This is a genomic window from Escherichia sp. F1, from assembly GCF_046764225.1.
GTDB classification, from domain to species: Bacteria; Pseudomonadota; Gammaproteobacteria; order Enterobacterales; family Enterobacteriaceae; genus Escherichia; species Escherichia coli.
Genome location: NZ_CP177202.1, coordinates 4,523,955 through 4,541,576, shown reverse-complemented (window position 1 = coordinate 4,541,576; position 17,622 = coordinate 4,523,955). Strand labels below are relative to the sequence as shown.

The following is a 17,622-nucleotide window of genomic DNA, read 5'->3' as shown; positions in this document are numbered from 1 at the left end:
ATGGCGGAATTACCTTTTTCTTATTTCAGCGCGCCTGGTGAGAAGAAATCAACAATTGCGCCGGTTTTTTGCATATTAATATTAGCTTGTTCAATGTTGAGCTGGGCGACAGAGACAAAAAACGCGTCCAGCAAAGTTAGTTGTAATATTCTTGCCGAGGCATTACGACCTAATAACGGCGTTTCCGGGGCTGGTGAGCAAATAATATAATCGGCCAGTTTCGCTATTGGTGAATGGTAGCTATGCGTTATACAAATAATCTTTGCCCCGTTCTTTTTTGCCAGTTCTACGGCCGCTTTTACATCACTGGTTCGCCCGGAATGGGTCACTACCAGCACAACATCTCCTTCCTGTAACAACGAAGCGGACATCATCATGATGTGAGCGTCCGGATAGGCCTGACAGCGTACGCCAATGCGCAAGAACTTGTGCTGTACATCAGCACAGATAGCATTTGATCCTCCGGCACCGTACAAATCCCGCTGTCTGGCCTGATAGAAAAAGCGAGCGGCACGGTGGATCTCATCAACGTTGACGATCGACTGACCTTCCATAATGGTGCGTAAAGTGATGTTAAATACCTTATTCACCACATCCTGCGGCGCTTCATCAAAAGCCAACTCGGAAGGCAATACCTGTTCTGACTGAGAAAAATAATCTTCCAGCGCACTGCGTAAGTTACGAAAGCCGCTAAACCCCAGCAGCTTTGATACCTTAACTATCATCGCTTCAGATACCGCCAGAGCTTCTGCGACATCTTTAATTGCGGGTGCACAACTCAGGTTACCGGGTTTGAGTAACCACTCCACGATGCGGCTTTCATTTTCTGTCATTCCTTCCTGCTTCATTCGCAGGTAAGGCGCTAACCCTATACCGTTCGGAAGCGCTGAATCAAACTCTGACTGGCTCATCACGTTCTCTTGTCCTTGAATTGAAGACGCCACTATATCACCACAGCAAGAACAGAAAAGATGCTGGCTACTTCACAAAAAAATAAAATTTATAAAGTTTGTTTTGTTGTGAACAATGGAGAGTGACTTAAAATTTTATTTCATTCAATCACTTTAAAAACAAGATGTTATTTGTTTTTCTGGTTTTTTAGATGATAGATGTTGCTGGATGGTGAGTGTCTTTAACGCTATTGCGCTGTCAGATGTAACTCTGTAAAACAGATCAGGAAGGCGTAATTCATCGATTTTGGGTGTTTTTAATTCATTAACATCACAAATGTTTTTTGATTGTGAAGTTTTGCACGGACGGGGAAGATGAATGAAAAAGATTGCATTTGGCTGTGATCATGTCGGTTTCATTTTAAAACATGAAATAGTGGCACATTTAGTTGAGCGTGGCGTTGAAGTGATTGATAAAGGAACCTGGTCGTCAGAGCGTACTGATTATCCGCATTACGCCAGTCAAGTCGCACTGGCTGTTGCTGGCGGAGAGGCTGATGGCGGGATTTTGATTTGTGGTACTGGCGTCGGTATTTCGATAGCGGCGAACAAGTTTGCCGGAATTCGCGCGGTCGTCTGTAGCGAACCTTATTCCGCGCAACTTTCGCGGCAGCATAACGACACCAACGTGCTGGCTTTTGGTTCACGAGTGGTTGGCCTCGAACTGGCAAAAATGATTGTGGATGCGTGGCTGGGCGCGCAGTACGAAGGCGGTCGTCATCAACAACGCGTGGAGGCGATTACGGCAATAGAGCAGCGGAGAAATTGAGATTCATCCACTACTTGCATGGATGAGTAATGACTAATGTGGATAGAGTTTCTTTTTGAGGTTGGCTAATGAAACGCTTTCCGCTATTTCTTTTATTCACCCTGCTCACGCTGTCCACCGTTCCGGCCCAGGCCGATATTATCGACGACACCATTGGCAATATTCAGCAGGCGATTAATGATGCTTATAACCCTGACCGTGGGCGAGACTATGAAGATTCGCGCGACGACGGCTGGCAGCGTGAAGTGAACGACGATCGGCGCAGACAATATGACGATCGCCGCCGCCAGTTTGAAGATCGCCGCAGGCAGCTGGACGATCGCCAACGCCAGCTTGATCAGGAGCGTCGGCAACTGGAGGATGAAGAGCGGAGAATGGAAGATGAGTATGGGCGATGATGTTGGGTATGGAGCAGGCATCGCCCCTCACCCATCACTCCACCCCAATCTCCATCCCATCAAACCCCGCCTCAAACCCCGACGGCAGTGCGTTTTCCATCAGCCACGCATCAAACTGGTGGCTGATATGGGTCAGAATCACCCGTGGCGAGCGGATAACCTGATTCAGCGCCAGCACGGTGTTTAAATCACAGTGATTACGCGGTGCATCCTCGCGCGGTGGGTGGCTGCAATCAATCACCATTACCTGTGGCTGATTATTGCGTAAAAATTTCAGCGTTTTTTCCGGCAGGCCTGCGGTGTCAGACAGCCACGCCACCCGGCTATGTGCCGTTTCCAGTAGATAGCCGAAAGTGAGTTTCGAATGGTTGAGCGGCAGCGGCGTGACCTGCAACCCCTGCAAATCAAACATCACAAATGGCTCCACCGTGTGGCTGAAATCAAGCAGGCCCGAATGTTTAAACAGATCGTCGCAGCCCTGTTCATCCGGCGGGCCGTAGACCGGGATCTGATCGCCCACGCCCCAGCGCAGCGGAAACAGCCCCTGCACGTGATCCATATGGTAGTGCGTCAGCAAAAACTGCTGGAACGATCCGGGCGACCAGCGATCGGCGAGATCGTGCAGCCCGGCGTCGATCAGGGTGATCGCGTCGTTAAACTTCACGACGCCGCTGCATGGCTGGCGGCGATACTGTGGTGAGCGCCGCGCTCTGACGCAGGCCACGCACTCACAGCCCCATGCGGGAACGCCCTGTGCGCCGCCAGTGCCAGTAAGTGTGAGGGTCAGGCTCATGTTACAGCGCCTTGGTGAAGCGGAAGTGGCTCTGCTCGTAGCCTTCGCGCAGATAGAAACGGTGCGCGTCGTGGCGCTTCACGTTGGTGGAAAGCTCGGTCATTTCTGCCCCGGCCTGGCGGGCTTCTTCTTCTGCCCATGCCAGTAATTTACTGCCGATGTTCAGACCGCGCGCCTGCGGCATCACCACCAGTTCCTGAATTTCGCCGATCCAGTTGACATGATGCAGATGAAACTGCAAATGCAGGCCGATCATGCCGACAACTTCGCCATCCAGCAGCGCCAAATGGTAGCGCATGTTCGGGTCGCGCAGATTGGCGTTAAACCCCACGCGAAACGCATGGTGGTCAAACTCCGCCTGTTTTAGCTCACAAATCAGCGCGTAAACCGCGTCGGTATCGTACTGTGTGGCCGGGCGAAGCTCACAAGCAGGCATGGTGTTTCTCCTTCTGATGAATCAGCGTCAGCAGCTTGTCGACCGACTGGCGCAGGCTGCCGTCATTATTGAGCGTAAGACAATCCTGAGGAGTATAGCGGGCAGCGCGTGCCAGTCGGGCGTTAATTTCACTGGCATTTTCACGACCACGGTTTTCGAGGCGCTGGCGCAGGATCTCCGGCGAAACCTGTAAACAAACGGGCAGCAGCGCCGATTGATAGCGCGCCCGTGCCTGCGGCAAATGCGCGCGTGAACCGTTGACCACCACGTCGAATCCAGCGTGCAGCCAGAGGTCAATCTCGACGCCGACGCCATAATACAGGCCGTTAGCGTGCCAGCTTAAGGCCAGCAGATTTTGCCCCGCGCGGGTAAAAAACTCCTGCTCGCTCAGGGCGATATGGTTTTCACTTCCGGCGCTGGCGGCGCGCGTGATGTAGCGATGCGCTACCAGTAGCTGAGTTTGTTCCCGCTGGCGGAGTTCCGTCAACAGACTGTCTTTTCCGGAGCCAGAGGCCCCCATTAACCAAATCAGTTTTCCCGTCATCAGAACACCCTTTTACCCTGACGCCAGACGTGGTCGATATGAATGTGATTGCCCTTGCGATGCGCCAGCACCAGGTCGGCGCGTTTGCCCTCGCCAATCACCCCGCGATCCTGGAGATTAAGCGCCTGCGCCGGATTTTTGGTCACCAGCTTCACCGCCTGCGGCAGCGTAAAGCGGTTGCTCTCGTCATCGGCGACGCGAAATGCCGCATCGAGCAGGCTGGCGGGGTAGTAGTCGGAAGAGAGGATATCCAGCAGGCCAAGCTGCGCCAGTTCACTGGCCGCCACGTTGCCGGAGTGCGAACCGCCGCGCACGATATTCGGCGCGCCCATCAGCACGTTCATGCCGTGCTTGCGCGAGGCTTGTGCCGCTTCAAACGTGGTGGGAAATTCGGCGATCACGCTGCCAAGCTGGTGGGATTCGGCAACGTGTGCGTGCGTGGCGTCATCATGGCTGGCGAGCGCAATGTGTCGCGCGCGGCACAGGGCGGCGATGGATTCGCGATTCGGCTGTGACCAGCGTGCGGCAAGCGCCAGCTGTTCCTCTTCGTACTGCTGCATCTGCGCATCGGTGAGGGAATATTTGCCCTGATAATATTCGCGATACTTCTCGCGATTGGCGAACTGGCGCTGGCCTGGCGAGTGGTCCATCAGCGATACCAGCGTCACCGGTTCGCGCTGCACCAGTTTTTCAAACAGCGGCAACGTGGTGTGGTGCGGCAGTTCGCAGCGCAGGTGCAGGCGGTGCTCGGCGCGGTTGACGCCGCGTTTCTGCGTCTCTTCGATGGCGTTGATCATCTTCTCCAGATTCTCCAGCCGATCGCCGCCGTCGCGCACATCACCAATCGCCACGGCGTCCAGTACGGTGGTGATGCCGCTTGCCACCATCAGCGCGTCGTGGCTGCTCATCGCCGAATGGGCGGGCCAGTCGACTTTCGGGCGCGGGGTGAAGAATTTATCGAGGTTGTCGGTATGCAGCTCAATCAGTCCGGGCAGTAGCCAGCCACCTTCGCCGTCCATCGCTTCCGGCTGGCGGCTCTGGCTTTCGGCAAAGGCGCGGATTTCACCGTCCTGTACTTCCAGTGAACCGTGTACCACTTCGTTTTCCAGCACCAGTTTGACGTTATTGATAATCATGAAGAGGCTCCCATTGGGTGCAGGCGGTCGGCGACGTCATTGCGTACGGCTTCGTCATGGAAGATGCCGACGATGGCCGCGCCACGGGCTTTGGCTTCGCGGATCAGTTCCACTACGGCGGCGCTGTTTTTGGCGTCCAGCGAGGCGGTAGGTTCGTCGAGCAGTAGAATGGGGTAGTCGACGATAAAGCCACGGGCGATGTTGACGCGCTGCTGTTCGCCGCCGGAGAAGGTCGATGGTGCCAGGTGCCACAGGCGTTCAGGCACGTTCAGGCGGGTGAGCAGACGCGCGGCTTTAGCGGCGCAGGCTTCACGCGGTACGCCGGTATCGAGCAGAGGCTGCATCACCACTTCCAGTGCCGAAATACGCGGGATGACGCGCAGAAACTGGCTCACCCAGCCGATGGTGGTTTTGCGGATCTCCACCACTTTGCGGGCTGGCGCGGTGATCAGGTCTACCCACTCATCACCGTGTTTGATCTGGATTTGACCTTCATCGGGCAGATAGTTGGCGTACAGCGAGCGTAGCAGGGTTGATTTTCCACTGCCGGAGTGGCCGTGGAGCACCACGCATTCGCCTGCGTTGACTGTGAGCGAGGCACGTTGTAAGACGTGCAGGCGCACGCCGTTTTGCTGGTGCAGGATGAAGGTTTTACTGACGTTTTGTACGTTAATCATTTTTCGCCTCGTGGTTCGGGTGTCGGATGCGACGCTGACGCGTCTTATCCGACCTACGGGGAGCGCATTTGTCGGCCGGATAAGGCGTTTACGCCGTATCCGGCACTGGCTCAATTCTGCAAAACCGATGACACCAGCAACTGGGTGTACGGGTGGTGCGGGTCGTCGAGCACGCGGTCGGTTAACCCACTCTCCACCACTTGCCCCTGTTTCATCACCAGCAAACGGTCCGCCAGCAGGCGGGCGACGCCCAGATCGTGGGTGACAATCACCACCGCCAGATTCAGCTCCACCACCAGACCGCGCAGCAGATCGAGCAGGCGCGCCTGTACCGATACATCCAGCCCGCCGGTCGGTTCATCCATAAACACCAGCTTCGGATGCGTCACCAGGTTGCGGGCAATCTGCAAACGTTGCTGCATACCGCCGGAAAAGGTGGTCGGCAGGTCGTCGATCCGGTTGGAGGGAATCTCCACCTCTTCCAGCCACTTCTGCGCGGTGGCGCGAATATCGCCGTAATGACGCGCTCCGGTTGCCATCAACCGTTCGCCGATATTGCCGCCTGCCGACACCTGGCAGCGCAGGCCGTCGAGCGGATGCTGATGTACCACGCCCCATTCGGTGCGCAGTAAACGGCGGCGGTCGGCTTCGCTCATGCCATAGAGGGAGCGGTTTTCATAGCGAATCTCCCCCTGCTGCGGCGTCAGGCGCGCGGAGATTGATTTCAGCAGCGTGGTCTTCCCGGAGCCGGATTCCCCGACGATGCCCAGCACTTCCCCCGGCCATAAATCAAAAGAAACATCGCTAAAGCCTTTGCCCGGCGCGTAAAGGTGGGTCAGGTTATTGACCGAAAGTAACGGTTGATTCATTGGCTTTTCGCCTCGCTCTGTTGGCGGCAATAATCGGTATCGGAGCAGACAAACATGCGGTTTCCGGCGTCATCCAGCACCACTTCATCAAGATAGCTGTGGGTCGATCCGCAGATGGCGCATGGCTCATTCCACTGCTGAACGGTGAACGGGTGATCGTCGAAATCGAGACTTTCCACGCGGGTAAACGGCGGCACCGCATAGATGCGCTTCTCGCGCCCTGCGCCGAACAGCTGCAGGGCGGGCATCATGTCCATTTTCGGGTTATCGAATTTCGGGATCGGCGACGGGTCCATCACGTAGCGCCCGTTTACCTTCACCGGATAGGCGTAGGTGGTGGCGATATGACCGAAGCGGGCGATATCTTCATACAGCTTCACCTGCATCACGCCGTACTCCTCCAGCGCGTGCATGGTGCGGGTTTCCGTTTCGCGCGGCTCGATAAAGCGCAGCGGTTCCGGGATTGGCACCTGGAAGATAATGATCTGATCTTCGGTCAGCGGCGTTTCGGGGATGCGGTGACGCGTCTGGATAAGCGTCGCATCGTCCGTACGTTCAGTGGTGTTTACCCCGGTCACGCGCTTAAAGAAGTTGCGAATCGACACGGCGTTGGTGGTGTCATCCGCACCCTGGTCAATCACCTTCAACACGTCGCTTTCGCCAATCACGCTGGCGGTAAGCTGGATACCACCAGTTCCCCAGCCGTACGGCATCGGCATCTCGCGCCCGCCAAAAGGTACCTGATAACCGGGGATCGCTACCGCTTTTAAGATGGCGCGGCGGATCATGCGTTTGGTCTGCTCGTCGAGGTAAGCAAAGTTGTAGCCGCTCAGATTAGCCATGGTTCTGCTCCTGTTGCAGACGTTTGAGTAGCTCCAGTTCGGCCTGGAAATCGACGTAGTGCGGGAGTTTGAGGTGCGAGACAAAGCCTGCGGCTTCGACGTTGTCGGCATGCGCCAGCACGAACTCTTCATCCTGCGCCGGGCCTGTCGCGTGCTCGCCGTACTCCGGGGCTTGCAGAGCGCGGTCAACCAGCGCCATTGCCATCGCTTTGCGCTCGCTCATGCCGAACACCAGCCCGTAGCCGCGCGTGAAGTGCGGCGGCTCATCCGGCGGGTCGATAAAACCGTTGACCATTTCACATTCGGTCATCAGCAGTTCGCCGACGTTCACCGCAAATCCCAGCTCTTCCGGTACAATCGACACGTCGATATAGCCGCTGCGGATTTCGCCTGCGAACGGATGATTGCGTCCGTAACCACGCTGGGTGGAGTAGGCCAGCGCCAGCAAATAGCCTTCGTCTCCGCGCATGAGCTGCTGCAAACGGGAAGAACGTGAGCAGGGGTAAACCGGCGGCGTGCGGGTGATGTCGTCCGGCTGTGCGCCGCTATCTTCTTCAAACTTCGCCAGCCCCTGACGCGCCAGCAGGCTGAAAACGTGCGGCGACGGCTGTTGTGCGCTGTCGGCGGTGGTCAGCGTCGGCGCTTCGCCGTTTGCCAGCAGGGTGAAATCGAGCAGGCGATGGGTGTAGTCGTAGGTTGGGCCAAGCAGCTGGCCGCCGGGAATATCTTTATAAACCGCTGAAATACGCCGTTCGAGACGCATCTCCGTGGTGTCGAGCGGCTCGCTTACCGCGAGCTTCGCCAGCGTGGTGCGGTAGGCGCGTAGCAGGAAAATCGCTTCGATGTTATCGCCGCTGGCCTGTTTCAGCGCCAGCGCCGCCAGTTCGCGGTCGGCAATGCCGCCTTCGGTCATCACGCGATCTACTGCAAGATTAAGCTGCTGTTCAATCTGGGCGACGCTCAGTTCAGGCAAATCGGTATTGCCCCGGCGTCGGCTCTCTTGCAGGGCGTGGGCGGCGTCGATCGCCTTCTCGCCCCCTTTCACGGCAACGTACATCAGCACACCTCCACATGAGTGGTTCGCGGGATAGCCAGCAGCCGCTCGCCGCAGGTCAGGATCAGGTCGATGCCGAGCGGGAACGGGTGCGGGCGCTCGGTGAGTTCGTGCAGAATGCACTCCGGCAGCTGCGGAGCGATCATTCGTTCTTCGGCAATACCCGCGCCAGTAAGGCGCAGCATGCGCCCGCCGCTCAGGCTGACGACCTGTAAAATCAGCGTCGCGCCCGCTTCTGGCGCAACAGCGGTGCCGCTGGAAAGGGCGTTAAGCTGTTCGCTGGAAATCGCCTCATCCGTTACCGCGAAGGTCGCCAGTTCCGGCTGATTGACCAGCGGCGCGTTGGTATGAAAACGCAGGCTCTGGCTGACGATATCGTTACTTAATGGCGCAGAAAGCCACACCGGCGTGTCGTTATCGGCCAGCGTCAGCAGCACGCTGGTGGTGGCGATATTCAGCGGCTGCCAGCCGCGTTTGAGCTGATGCAGGGCGACAATCACGCCCGGCTCGCTCATGGCCTTTAACAGGCGACGAAAACTGTGCTGGGCATCCTGCACAGGAAGCATAAAAGCGGTTTCCAGGGTCATGCGTTATCTCCGCGAACCATCGTAAAGAAGTCGACCCGGCTGGCGTTTACTTCGGCCTGGCGTGCGGCAATGCGTGCCATACGGTCAGCGTTCAGCGGGGCAATAAGAGTTTCTGATAAGTTTTGAAAATGGCGGGTTTGCTGCATCAGCGCGTCGATCAGCGCGCAGCGTTCGGCGTGCTGTTTGTCGCGCCCCAGCACCCAGCTGTAGCCGAGCGTGCCGTCAGTCAGGCGTACGGCGGCGCGGGTGAGCGTGGCGTCGCCAGCAAAAAAGCGTTCGCCGGTGCCACCCATCCGCGCCTGAATCTGCACCAGGCCGGTTTCAGCGGCGCGGATTACTTCATAGTCGGCAGTGATGTTCAGCGCCTTCAGGCGGGCTGCCAGTTCAGCCGGTTGGCTGTGTGCCAGTACGGACATCCAGTGCTGGCGGGTCGCGGTATCTGCGTGCATTCAGTGCTCCATAGTGAATTCAATCATGTCGGCGCGCGTCAGGCTGACGGAGTACTCCGCCGGGCTGCTTTCACCGTCACGGTGGTTAAGGGTGCGCACGCACAGCAGCGGCGACATATTCGGGATTTCAAGACGCTGGCACTCTTTGGCCTGGGCGCGGCGGGCGCTGATCCGCGTCTGGCTGCGGCGCAGCGCAATCCCCGTTTGCTCGCGCAGAAAATCGTGCAGCGAGCCGCTGTCGAAGCGTTGCAGCGTCGGCCAGAGGGTGAGGTCCGCAAAGTAGTGGTCGATTAAACAGAGCGCGACGCCGTTGACCCGGCGCAGGGTGCGCAGGTGGATAACGTTCTCGCCCTCGGTTATCCCCAGCGCGTCAGCGACGTGACCGGAGGCCGGGCGCAGCACAGACAGCAGTTTTTCGCTGGTGGGATGGCTGCCCTGATCCAGCAGGTTCTGGCTAAAACGCGCCTGAGCGTTGAGCGGGTAATCGAACGGGCGCATCAGCACCAGCACGCCGACGCCCTGACGGCGCTGTACCCAGCCTTTTTCCACCAGTTGGTCGATGGCGCGGCGCAGGGTGTGGCGGTTCACCTCAAAGCGCGCCGCCAGTTGCTGCTCGGCGGGAAGATAGTCGCCGCAGCGGTAGTGTTGACGAAGCTCCTGCTCAAGTTTTGCGGCTATCTCCTGATAGCGTGTTGGGTAGCTGGTCGGATGTGTAGACAAGTGCATAGATATCAATGCCTCGCTTATCAGATAAAGTGCTTACGCAACCGTTGAGAGAGGAAATCCAGCAGGCTGACCGTGACGATAATCAGCACCATCAGGGCGCAGGTTTGCTGGAACTGGAAACCGCGAATCGCTTCCCACAGGGTGACGCCGATCCCGCCAGCGCCGACCATGCCAACAACGGTGGCCGAACGGACGTTGGATTCGAAGCGATAGAGGGAGTAGGAGATCAGCAGCGGCATCACCTGCGGCAGCACGCCGTAGAGGATCTCTTCGAGCTTGTTGGCACCGGTGGCGCGAATACCTTCCACCGGGCCGGGTTCAATTGCTTCTACCGCTTCGGAAAGCAGTTTGGAGAGCACGCCGGTGGTGTGGATAAACAGCGCCAGTACGCCAGCGAACGGACCGAGACCGACGGCGACCACGAACAGCATGGCGAAGACCATCTCGTTAATGGCGCGGCAGGCGTCCATCAGGCGGCGTACAGGTTGGTAGACCCACCACGGTACCAGGTTTTCAGCACTCATCAGGCCGAAGGGGATGGAGAGAACCACCGCCAGCGCGGTGCCCCAGACGGCGATTTGCAGCGTGACGGCCATTTCGGTGAGGTAATCCTGCCACTGGCTGAAATCGGGCGGGAAGAAGTCGGCGGCGAACGTCGCCATGTTGCCGCCGTCTTTAATCAGCGTGAGCGGGGCCATTTCCGCGCCCTGCCACGAGACGACCAGCACGGCGATAACAACGGCCCAGCTCAGAAGCGAGAACCAGCTGCGCTTGGGTGGGGCGATGGTGATGGTTTGCATATATTGCTCCGTTTAATGTTTTCTCCCTCTCCCTGTGGGAGAGGGGACCGATCGAGCACATTACTGCACCGCTTTACTCACCGAACTCATCGCGCTTAACGCGTTGTTCAGGCGGTCCAGGTCATCCAGTTGCGCCTGAATGGCGCTAGTTTTTGCCAGCTTGTCCTGCTCATTCAGCCCTTTATTGCCTTTCACGCCCTGCATCTCTTTAAACAGCGCGAGCTGGCGAATCGGCACCAGTTGCAGGTCGCTGGAGGCGCGGAACGGGGCCCAGCCCAGGCGTTCCAGCACCGCTTTCTCTTCCGGCGTTTTGCCGTAATTCATAAAGAAGTCGTAGATCTTGTCTTTGGTGGTTTCGGAAAGATTCTTGCGCCAGACGATCGGATCGCCTGGGATCAGCGGCGACTTCCAGATCACCTTCAGTTCTTTGAGCTTCTCTGGCGCGGAGGTTTTCAGCTTGTCGAGGTTTTCGGTGTTGTTGGTCGCCACATCCGCCTGCTTGTTGGCGACGGCCAGCGCGTTGGTTTCATGCCCGGCGTTGACGGTGCGCTTGAAGTCGCTGGCGGAGATATTGTTTTTGGCGAAGACGTAGTAGCCGGGGACGAGGAAGCCAGAGGTAGAGTTAGGATCGCCATTGCCGAAGGTGAGATCTTTACGCTTCGCCAGCAGATCGTTCAGGTTGTTGATCGGACTGTCTTTGTTGACGATCAACACGCTCCAGTAACCCGGCGATCCATCTGCTGCGACCGTCTGGGCGAAGACCTGACCGTTGGCGCGATCCACCGCTTCCATCGCCGACAGATTGCCGTACCAGGCGATATCCACTTTATTGAAGCGCATCCCCTGGATAATGCCCGCGTAGTCCGGGGCAAAGAAGGCGTTGACCTTTACGCCCAGCTTCTTCTCCATATCCTGTAAGAACGGCGTCCATTGCGGTTTCAGGTTTTGCTGTGATTCCGTTGAAATAATGCCGAAATTCAGCGCCTTTTCCTGCTCTTCGGCGTGCGCCGGGCTTAACAGGGTGCTGAGGCTGAACATGCTGGTGAAGGCCAGCGAGGCAATTATCTTAGCGTTCATTCGTTTTCCTCAATGATGGGGATGTCAGGCAGCTTTCGCGTTCTCTTCGACGCGGTTGATGCTGCGATAGAGATGATCAAAGCGTTCGTTATCAAACTGTTGGCTGCTGCCGTCGTAGAAGACGTGCCCCTGACGCAGGGCGACGATGCGTTCGCAGTAGCGCAGGGCGTAATCCACCTGATGCAGCGTGACGACCACGGTGATGCCGTCGTTCTGGTTGATGTCGCGCAGGGTGTCCATCACGATGCGCGCTGATTCCGGGTCCAGCGAGGCGATGGGTTCATCGGCCAGAATCACCTTCGCCTGCTGCATCAGCGCACGGGCAATCGCCACACGCTGCTGCTGTCCGCCGGAGAGGGTGGAAACGCGCTGATGGGCAAAGTGCACCATGCCAACGCGGGTCAGCGCCTGTAACGCGCGCTGTTTCTGCTCGCGAGTGAAGTAGCTAAAACAGGTGCGCCAGAATGGCGTGCTGCCGAGCGCGCCAATCAGCACGTTCTCCAGTACGCTCAGGCGATTCACCAGGTTGAATTGTTGGAAGATGTAGCCGGTGTTGGCGCGGCTTTTGCGGATATCGCGGGCCAGGCGGCCTTCGCGCTGGACTGTGCGGCCCAGCAGCTCGATATGGCTACCGGCAGATTTATCGCCGGTAATCAAACCGCTTAAGTGACGTAAAAGGGTGGATTTGCCGGAACCCGACGGCCCAAGCAGAGCCACCATTTCACCGTGATGAATGTTCAGATCAACCGCGTGCAGCGCGTGATGCTGATTGAAGGTTTTGGCGAGCTTCTCGACACGGATAATCGTTTGCATGATGCAGCCTCCCTAAAAAAGTGGCTCCATCGTGGCGGATTATTGTGACGATTTTGTTAACTAAAAGTGACTAACGGATGAAGAGTTAACGAGATTTCGATGACAGTGCGAGAGGGCGGCCCTCCCGGCGGGTTAGTGCGTTGGTTGTTGTTTGACGACATTAATCATCCACGGTACGCCAAATTTATCGGTGACTTTGCCGAAGCCATGCGCCCAGAAAGTTTCCTGCCAGGCCATTTCGATTTTTCCGTTAGCGGCAAGGTTGTCAAACCAGCGTTTTCCTTCTTCGACCTGTTGCGAATCGAGCACCAGCGTAAAGCCGGAGTAGCTGGCTTTTCCTGACGGTATAGCATCGCTCATCATGATATCGCTTCCGGCAATGCGCACATTGGCGTGGGCGATGGCGGTATCGGGAAATTGCATTCCGGAAGGGCAGTTCTCGGCGCTGTCCTGCGCTGATTTTGGCATTTCGCCGAAGCTGATTTTATAGAGCAGTTCAGCGCCCAACGTACGTTGATAATAAGCAATTGCGTCGGCACAGTTACCGGCAAAAGAGAGGTAGGGACTTAACGGCATGATGGTGACCTCAGTTAAGAGAAGCCAGTTAAGTGTAGTTCGAAATTTATACAGATGAGAGGGAAGCCTGATAAGACGCGGTCAGCGTCGCATCAGGCAGTCGGCATCGTTGCCGGATGCGGCGCGAGCGCCTTATCCGGCTTACCGATCACAATACAATCAGTTCTTTTTCACAAACTCAGATTTCAGTTTCATCGGACCAAAACCGTCGATTTTGCAATCGATGTTATGGTCGCCTTCAACCAGGCGGATGTTTTTCACTTTGGTGCCAATTTTCAGCATCGAAGAGCTACCTTTCACCTTCAGATCTTTAATGATGGTAACGCTGTCGCCGTCAGCCAGCAGATTGCCGTTAGCATCTTTAACGATCAGCTCGTCGCTTTCCTGTGCAGGTTCTGCGTCGTTCCATTCGTAGGCACATTCCGGGCAGATGTACATGCCGTTATCTTCGTAGGTGTATTCGGAGTTGCATTTTGGGCAGTGTGGTAATGACATGTGGATTTCCTCAAAAGTCAGCAGGGCAAAAGCGCCAAAAAACGGCAGATTGCCGAAAAAGGCCGCAATTATACACAAAATCCCTGAGTTTGTCGGGGGTACTGCTGATTTTAGACGACGATCGTTTTCATTTGAAAGTAAACGCAAAAAGAAAATAATCTTTTTGCCTCCATTTATTATTTAAGATAAGGTTAATGCTCTACTTGTTCTTTTTTTAATTCAAATGATATTTTTATCTTTCTGACGTTTTAAACGTATCGGAAGACGTTATTTATTCTAATAAAAAACAACACTCTAAATATAAAATTATTTCTTGCAGTAATTATAAAAGCCGAAAACAGAACTCAAAAACAATCTGGCTAAATAAAAGTAACAAAATTTGCTTTAAGGAAGAATTTTCTATGTACACACAGACCCTGTATGAGTTAAGTCAGGAGGCTGAACGCCTGTTACAGCTTTCTCGCCAACAGTTGCAGTTACTGGAAAAAATGCCTCTCTCTGTCCCCGGAGACGATGCGCCACAACTGGCTTTACCCTGGAGTCAGCCTAATATCGCCGAACGTCACGCGATGCTGAATAATGAGTTGCGTAAAATTTCCCGACTGGAAATGGTGCTGGCGATTGTCGGTACCATGAAAGCAGGGAAATCAACTACCATTAATGCCATTGTTGGTACGGAGGTTTTGCCTAATCGTAATCGCCCAATGACTGCGCTGCCGACGCTTATTCGCCATACGCCCGGGCAAAAGGAACCGGTACTGCATTTTTCACATGTCGCGCCAATCGATTGTTTAATTCAAAAATTACAACAGCGCCTGTGTGATTGCGATATTAAGCATCTGACCGATGTGCTGGAAATAGATAAAGATATGCGTGCGCTTATGCAGCGGATCGAAAATGGCGTCGCTTTCGAAAAATATTATCTGGGTGCCCAGCCTATTTTTCATTGTCTGAAAAGTTTGAATGATTTGGTGCGACTGGCGAAGGCGCTGGACGTCGATTTTCCTTTTTCTGCTTACGCCGCCATTGAGTATATTCCCGTGATTGAAGTGGAGTTTGTCCATCTGGCGGGGCTGGAGAGTTATCCCGGTCAGTTGACGTTACTGGATACCCCTGGGCCAAATGAAGCCGGGCAACCGCATCTGCAAAAAATGCTTAACCAGCAGCTGGCACGCGCCTCGGCGGTACTGGCGGTGCTGGATTATACGCAACTGAAATCGATCTCCGATGAAGAGGTCCGTGAGGCGATTTTGGCGGTGGGGCAATCGGTGCCGCTGTATGTGCTGGTCAATAAGTTCGATCAACAGGATCGTAACAGTGACGACGCCGACCAGGTGCGGGCACTGATTTCCGGGACGCTGATGAAAGGCTGTATTACGCCACAGCAGATATTTCCGGTGTCGTCGATGTGGGGCTACCTGGCGAATCGGGCGCGCCATGAGTTAGCCAACAACGGTAAGTTACCACCGCCAGAGCAACAACGCTGGGTGGAAGATTTTGCCCATGCCGCGCTCGGCAGGCGCTGGCGTCATGCCGATCTGGCGGACCTCGAACATATTCGTCATGCTGCCGATCAGTTGTGGGAAGATTCGCTGTTCGCCCAGCCAATTCAGGCGTTGCTTCATGCCGCTTACGCTAACGCCTCGTTGTATGCTCTGCGATCTGCCGCGCATAAACTGTTGAATTACGCGCAGCAGGCGCGGGAATACCTGGATTTTCGTGCGCACGGGTTAAACGTCGCTTGTGAACAATTGCGGCAAAATATCCATCAGGTCGAAGAAAGTTTGCAGCTATTGCAACTCAATCAGGCGCAGGTGAGCGGCGAGATTAAACATGAAATCGAGCTGGCCCTGACCTCCGCCAACCACTTTCTGCGTCAACAGCAAGATGCGCTGAATGCGCAGTTAGCCGCCTGGTTTCAGGATGATTCGGAGCCGTTAAGCGAGATTCGTACCCGCTGTGAGACACTGTTACAGACGGCGCAGAACACCATCAGTCGCGACTTTACGCTGCGTTTTGCCGAGCTGGAATCCACTCTTTGCCGGGTGTTAACCGATGTTATTCGCCCCATTGAGCAACAAATCAAAATGGAATTGAGCGAGTCAGGGTTTCGTCCTGGGTTTCATTTTCCTGTTTTTCACGGCGCAGTTCCCCACTTCAACACTCGCCAGCTGTTCAGTGAAGTCATTTCGCGCCAGGACGCAATGGACGAGCAGAGCACGCGTTTAGGCGTTGTGCGTGAGACTTTTTCGCGCTGGTTGAATCAGCCCGACTGGGGACGGGGAAATGAGAAATCCCCGATAGAGACGGTTGATTACAGTGCGTTGCAACGAGCATTAAGCGCAGAAGTCGATCTTTATTGCCAACAAATGGCTAAAGTTCTGGCAGAGCAGGTCGATGAATCTGTTACGGCAGGCATGAATACTTTTTTCGCTGAGTTCGCTTCATGTTTGACGGAATTACAGACGCGTTTACGCGAAAGCCTGACTCTGCGTCAACAAAATGAATCGGTGGTCAGGCTGATGCAGCAGCAATTGCAGCAGGCTGTGATGACTCACAGCTGGATTTACACCGACGCTCAGCTGTTACGCGATGATATTCAAACACTTTTCACGGCAGAACGATATTGACCAAGACGTTACTGGACGGCCCCGGTCGCGTGCTGGAGTCGGTTCATCCGCGCTTTTTAGTGGATCTGGCGCAGGGCGATGATGCCCGCCTTCCACAAGCCCATCAGCAGCAGTTTCGTGAACGACTGATGCAGGAACTTCTTGCGCGCATGCAGCTTCAGACATGGACGAACGGCGGCATGTTAAATGCGCCGCTTAGCCTGCGTCTGACATTGGTGGAAAAACTGGCGTCGATGCTGGATCCCGGTCATCTGGCACTGACGCAGATCGCGCAGCATCTGGCGCTGCTGCAAAAAATGGATCACCGCCAGCACTCTGCTTTCCCGGAGCTCCCCCAGCAAATTGCCGCCTTGTATGAGTGGTTTTCAGCCCGTTGTCGCTGGAAGGAAAAGGCGTTAACGCAACGAGGCCTACTGGTGCAGGCGGGTGAACAGAGCGAGCAAATTTTTACCCGCTGGCGTGCTGGGGCGTATAACGCCTGGTCGTTGCCTGGGCGCTGTTTTATCGTTCTGGAGGAGTTGCGCTGGGGGGCATTTGGCGATGCCTGCCGTCTGGGAAGCCCGCAAGCGGTGGCGTTGTTGCTGGGTGATTTGCGCGTGAAAGCGACACAACATCTGGCAGAGAGTATCAATGCGGCCCCGACCACGCGTCACTATTACCATCAGTGGTTTGCCTCTTCGACCGTTCCGACGGGCGGGGATCATGCTGATTTTTTAAGTTGGCTGGGAAAGTGGACCACGGCAGATAAACAACCCGTTTGCTGGTCAGTGACCCAACGCTGGCAAACTGTCGCGCTGGGGATGCCACGACTCTGTTCAGCGCAGCGTCTGGCGGGGGCAATGGTCGAGGAAATCTTCTCTGTAAATTTGGTGTAAATAATCAGTTACATCAATGAGTCCTAAACGAAATCCATGTGTGAAGTTGATCACAAATTTAAACGCTGGTAGGGTAAAAAGGTCATTAACTGCCCAATTCAGGCGTCAACTGGTTTGATTGTACAT

Annotated in this window: 21 protein-coding genes; 4 read left to right on the top strand and 17 right to left on the bottom strand. The window is 55.6% G+C overall.

Features of this window, described 5'->3' with window-relative positions; genetic code table 11:
* Positions 1 to 20: 20 nt before the first annotated feature.
* Complete coding sequence (locus tag ACK8NJ_RS21820; RefSeq protein WP_000083216.1) at positions 21 to 911, bottom strand: MurR/RpiR family transcriptional regulator; 891 nt, start codon at positions 909 to 911, stop codon at positions 21 to 23.
* A gap of 358 nt (positions 912 to 1,269) precedes the next feature.
* Between ACK8NJ_RS21820 and rpiB the strand changes: the two genes are divergently transcribed.
* The gene (gene rpiB / locus ACK8NJ_RS21815; protein WP_000716792.1) at positions 1,270 to 1,719 is read left to right on the top strand and encodes a bifunctional allose-6-phosphate isomerase/ribose-5-phosphate isomerase RpiB; all 450 of its coding nucleotides are present in this window, start codon (positions 1,270 to 1,272) and stop codon (positions 1,717 to 1,719) included.
* A 68-nt stretch (positions 1,720 to 1,787) separates the two neighbouring features.
* Positions 1,788 to 2,117, top strand: coding sequence for a DDRRRQL repeat protein YjdP (yjdP, locus tag ACK8NJ_RS21810; RefSeq protein WP_000819739.1), 330 nt, complete (start codon positions 1,788 to 1,790; stop codon positions 2,115 to 2,117).
* Positions 2,118 to 2,151: 34 nt separating this feature from the next.
* On the opposite strand, the gene phnP is transcribed toward yjdP, so the two are convergent.
* The 16 genes from phnP to ACK8NJ_RS21730 all read right to left on the bottom strand — a co-directional run bounded on the left by phnP (position 2,152) and on the right by ACK8NJ_RS21730 (position 13,991).
* Positions 2,152 to 2,910 (bottom strand): phosphonate metabolism protein PhnP, encoded by a 759-nt coding sequence (gene phnP / locus ACK8NJ_RS21805; protein WP_062876256.1) that lies wholly within the window; start codon positions 2,908 to 2,910, stop codon positions 2,152 to 2,154.
* Between the two features lies 1 nt (position 2,911).
* A complete protein-coding gene (gene phnO, locus ACK8NJ_RS21800) occupies positions 2,912 to 3,346 on the bottom strand; it encodes an aminoalkylphosphonate N-acetyltransferase (protein WP_001110486.1) in 435 nt (144 codons plus the stop codon).
* Positions 3,333 to 3,890, bottom strand: a complete 558-nt coding sequence (gene phnN / locus ACK8NJ_RS21795; RefSeq protein ID WP_000145993.1) for a ribose 1,5-bisphosphokinase — start codon at positions 3,888 to 3,890, stop codon at positions 3,333 to 3,335. Before phnN ends, phnO begins: the two co-directional genes overlap by 14 nt.
* A complete protein-coding gene (phnM, locus tag ACK8NJ_RS21790) occupies positions 3,890 to 5,026 on the bottom strand; it encodes an alpha-D-ribose 1-methylphosphonate 5-triphosphate diphosphatase (RefSeq protein WP_000586308.1) in 1,137 nt (378 codons plus the stop codon). Before phnM ends, phnN begins: the two co-directional genes overlap by 1 nt.
* The gene (phnL, locus tag ACK8NJ_RS21785; RefSeq protein ID WP_000611392.1) at positions 5,023 to 5,703 is read right to left on the bottom strand and encodes a phosphonate C-P lyase system protein PhnL; all 681 of its coding nucleotides are present in this window, start codon (positions 5,701 to 5,703) and stop codon (positions 5,023 to 5,025) included. The genes phnM and phnL overlap by 4 nt, the downstream gene beginning before the upstream one ends.
* A gap of 110 nt (positions 5,704 to 5,813) precedes the next feature.
* Positions 5,814 to 6,572, bottom strand: a complete 759-nt coding sequence (phnK, locus tag ACK8NJ_RS21780; protein ID WP_001075534.1) for a phosphonate C-P lyase system protein PhnK — start codon at positions 6,570 to 6,572, stop codon at positions 5,814 to 5,816.
* Positions 6,569 to 7,414, bottom strand: coding sequence for an alpha-D-ribose 1-methylphosphonate 5-phosphate C-P-lyase PhnJ (gene phnJ, locus ACK8NJ_RS21775; RefSeq protein ID WP_000002289.1), 846 nt, complete (start codon positions 7,412 to 7,414; stop codon positions 6,569 to 6,571). Before phnJ ends, phnK begins: the two co-directional genes overlap by 4 nt.
* Positions 7,407 to 8,471: an alpha-D-ribose 1-methylphosphonate 5-triphosphate synthase subunit PhnI gene (phnI, locus tag ACK8NJ_RS21770; protein ID WP_328115759.1), complete on the bottom strand. Its 1,065-nt coding sequence runs from the start codon at positions 8,469 to 8,471 to the stop codon at positions 7,407 to 7,409. The genes phnJ and phnI overlap by 8 nt, the downstream gene beginning before the upstream one ends.
* Positions 8,471 to 9,055 (bottom strand): phosphonate C-P lyase system protein PhnH, encoded by a 585-nt coding sequence (gene phnH, locus ACK8NJ_RS21765; RefSeq protein ID WP_000171616.1) that lies wholly within the window; start codon positions 9,053 to 9,055, stop codon positions 8,471 to 8,473. Before phnH ends, phnI begins: the two co-directional genes overlap by 1 nt.
* Positions 9,052 to 9,504, bottom strand: coding sequence for a phosphonate C-P lyase system protein PhnG (gene phnG / locus ACK8NJ_RS21760; protein WP_000542771.1), 453 nt, complete (start codon positions 9,502 to 9,504; stop codon positions 9,052 to 9,054). Before phnG ends, phnH begins: the two co-directional genes overlap by 4 nt.
* Positions 9,505 to 10,230, bottom strand: a complete 726-nt coding sequence (phnF, locus tag ACK8NJ_RS21755) for a phosphonate metabolism transcriptional regulator PhnF (RefSeq protein WP_001295387.1) — start codon at positions 10,228 to 10,230, stop codon at positions 9,505 to 9,507. It lies immediately after the preceding gene.
* Positions 10,231 to 10,250: 20 nt separating this feature from the next.
* Positions 10,251 to 11,030 carry a phosphonate ABC transporter, permease protein PhnE gene (gene phnE / locus ACK8NJ_RS21750; protein ID WP_001296658.1) on the bottom strand — a complete coding sequence of 260 codons (780 nt, stop codon included), beginning with the start codon at positions 11,028 to 11,030 and terminating at the stop codon, positions 10,251 to 10,253.
* A gap of 60 nt (positions 11,031 to 11,090) precedes the next feature.
* Complete coding sequence (gene phnD / locus ACK8NJ_RS21745) at positions 11,091 to 12,107, bottom strand: phosphonate ABC transporter substrate-binding protein (RefSeq protein ID WP_411961970.1); 1,017 nt, start codon at positions 12,105 to 12,107, stop codon at positions 11,091 to 11,093.
* 24 nt (positions 12,108 to 12,131) lie between these two features.
* Entirely contained in the window at positions 12,132 to 12,920 is a 789-nt protein-coding gene (phnC, locus tag ACK8NJ_RS21740; RefSeq protein WP_411961969.1) for a phosphonate ABC transporter ATP-binding protein, read from the bottom strand.
* A 132-nt stretch (positions 12,921 to 13,052) separates the two neighbouring features.
* Positions 13,053 to 13,496, bottom strand: a complete 444-nt coding sequence (yjdN, locus tag ACK8NJ_RS21735) for a VOC family metalloprotein YjdN (RefSeq protein ID WP_001131317.1) — start codon at positions 13,494 to 13,496, stop codon at positions 13,053 to 13,055.
* Positions 13,497 to 13,655: 159 nt separating this feature from the next.
* A complete protein-coding gene (locus tag ACK8NJ_RS21730; protein WP_001300891.1) occupies positions 13,656 to 13,991 on the bottom strand; it encodes a zinc ribbon domain-containing protein YjdM in 336 nt (111 codons plus the stop codon).
* A gap of 401 nt (positions 13,992 to 14,392) precedes the next feature.
* Between ACK8NJ_RS21730 and crfC the strand changes: the two genes are divergently transcribed.
* Positions 14,393 to 16,621: a clamp-binding protein CrfC gene (gene crfC / locus ACK8NJ_RS21725; RefSeq protein ID WP_000288560.1), complete on the top strand. Its 2,229-nt coding sequence runs from the start codon at positions 14,393 to 14,395 to the stop codon at positions 16,619 to 16,621.
* Positions 16,618 to 17,496, top strand: coding sequence for a YjcZ-like family protein (locus ACK8NJ_RS21720; RefSeq protein ID WP_089703722.1), 879 nt, complete (start codon positions 16,618 to 16,620; stop codon positions 17,494 to 17,496). Before crfC ends, ACK8NJ_RS21720 begins: the two co-directional genes overlap by 4 nt.
* Positions 17,497 to 17,622: the final 126 nt, after the last annotated feature.

Excerpts from the sequence above, each read along its gene's own strand:
- phnG (WP_000542771.1), bottom strand. The coding sequence starts at position 9,504 with ATGCACGCAGATACCGCGACCCGCCAGCACTGGATGTCCGTACTGGCA.
- phnI (WP_328115759.1), bottom strand. The coding sequence starts at position 8,471 with ATGTACGTTGCCGTGAAAGGGGGCGAGAAGGCGATCGACGCCGCCCAC.
- phnK (WP_001075534.1), bottom strand. The coding sequence starts at position 6,572 with ATGAATCAACCGTTACTTTCGGTCAATAACCTGACCCACCTTTACGCG.
- ACK8NJ_RS21730 (WP_001300891.1), bottom strand. The coding sequence starts at position 13,991 with ATGTCATTACCACACTGCCCAAAATGCAACTCCGAATACACCTACGAA.
- ACK8NJ_RS21820 (WP_000083216.1), bottom strand. The coding sequence starts at position 911 with ATGAGCCAGTCAGAGTTTGATTCAGCGCTTCCGAACGGTATAGGGTTA.
- phnH (WP_000171616.1), bottom strand. The coding sequence starts at position 9,055 with ATGACCCTGGAAACCGCTTTTATGCTTCCTGTGCAGGATGCCCAGCAC.
- phnL (WP_000611392.1), bottom strand. The coding sequence starts at position 5,703 with ATGATTAACGTACAAAACGTCAGTAAAACCTTCATCCTGCACCAGCAA.
- yjdP (WP_000819739.1), top strand. The coding sequence starts at position 1,788 with ATGAAACGCTTTCCGCTATTTCTTTTATTCACCCTGCTCACGCTGTCC.
- phnD (WP_411961970.1), bottom strand. The coding sequence starts at position 12,107 with ATGAACGCTAAGATAATTGCCTCGCTGGCCTTCACCAGCATGTTCAGC.
- crfC (WP_000288560.1), top strand. The coding sequence starts at position 14,393 with ATGTACACACAGACCCTGTATGAGTTAAGTCAGGAGGCTGAACGCCTG.
- phnJ (WP_000002289.1), bottom strand. The coding sequence starts at position 7,414 with ATGGCTAATCTGAGCGGCTACAACTTTGCTTACCTCGACGAGCAGACC.
- rpiB (WP_000716792.1), top strand. The coding sequence starts at position 1,270 with ATGAAAAAGATTGCATTTGGCTGTGATCATGTCGGTTTCATTTTAAAA.
- phnF (WP_001295387.1), bottom strand. The coding sequence starts at position 10,230 with ATGCACTTGTCTACACATCCGACCAGCTACCCAACACGCTATCAGGAG.
- phnN (WP_000145993.1), bottom strand. The coding sequence starts at position 3,890 with ATGACGGGAAAACTGATTTGGTTAATGGGGGCCTCTGGCTCCGGAAAA.
- phnP (WP_062876256.1), bottom strand. The coding sequence starts at position 2,910 with ATGAGCCTGACCCTCACACTTACTGGCACTGGCGGCGCACAGGGCGTT.
- phnC (WP_411961969.1), bottom strand. The coding sequence starts at position 12,920 with ATGCAAACGATTATCCGTGTCGAGAAGCTCGCCAAAACCTTCAATCAG.
- yjdN (WP_001131317.1), bottom strand. The coding sequence starts at position 13,496 with ATGCCGTTAAGTCCCTACCTCTCTTTTGCCGGTAACTGTGCCGACGCA.
- phnM (WP_000586308.1), bottom strand. The coding sequence starts at position 5,026 with ATGATTATCAATAACGTCAAACTGGTGCTGGAAAACGAAGTGGTACAC.
- phnE (WP_001296658.1), bottom strand. The coding sequence starts at position 11,030 with ATGCAAACCATCACCATCGCCCCACCCAAGCGCAGCTGGTTCTCGCTT.
- phnO (WP_001110486.1), bottom strand. The coding sequence starts at position 3,346 with ATGCCTGCTTGTGAGCTTCGCCCGGCCACACAGTACGATACCGACGCG.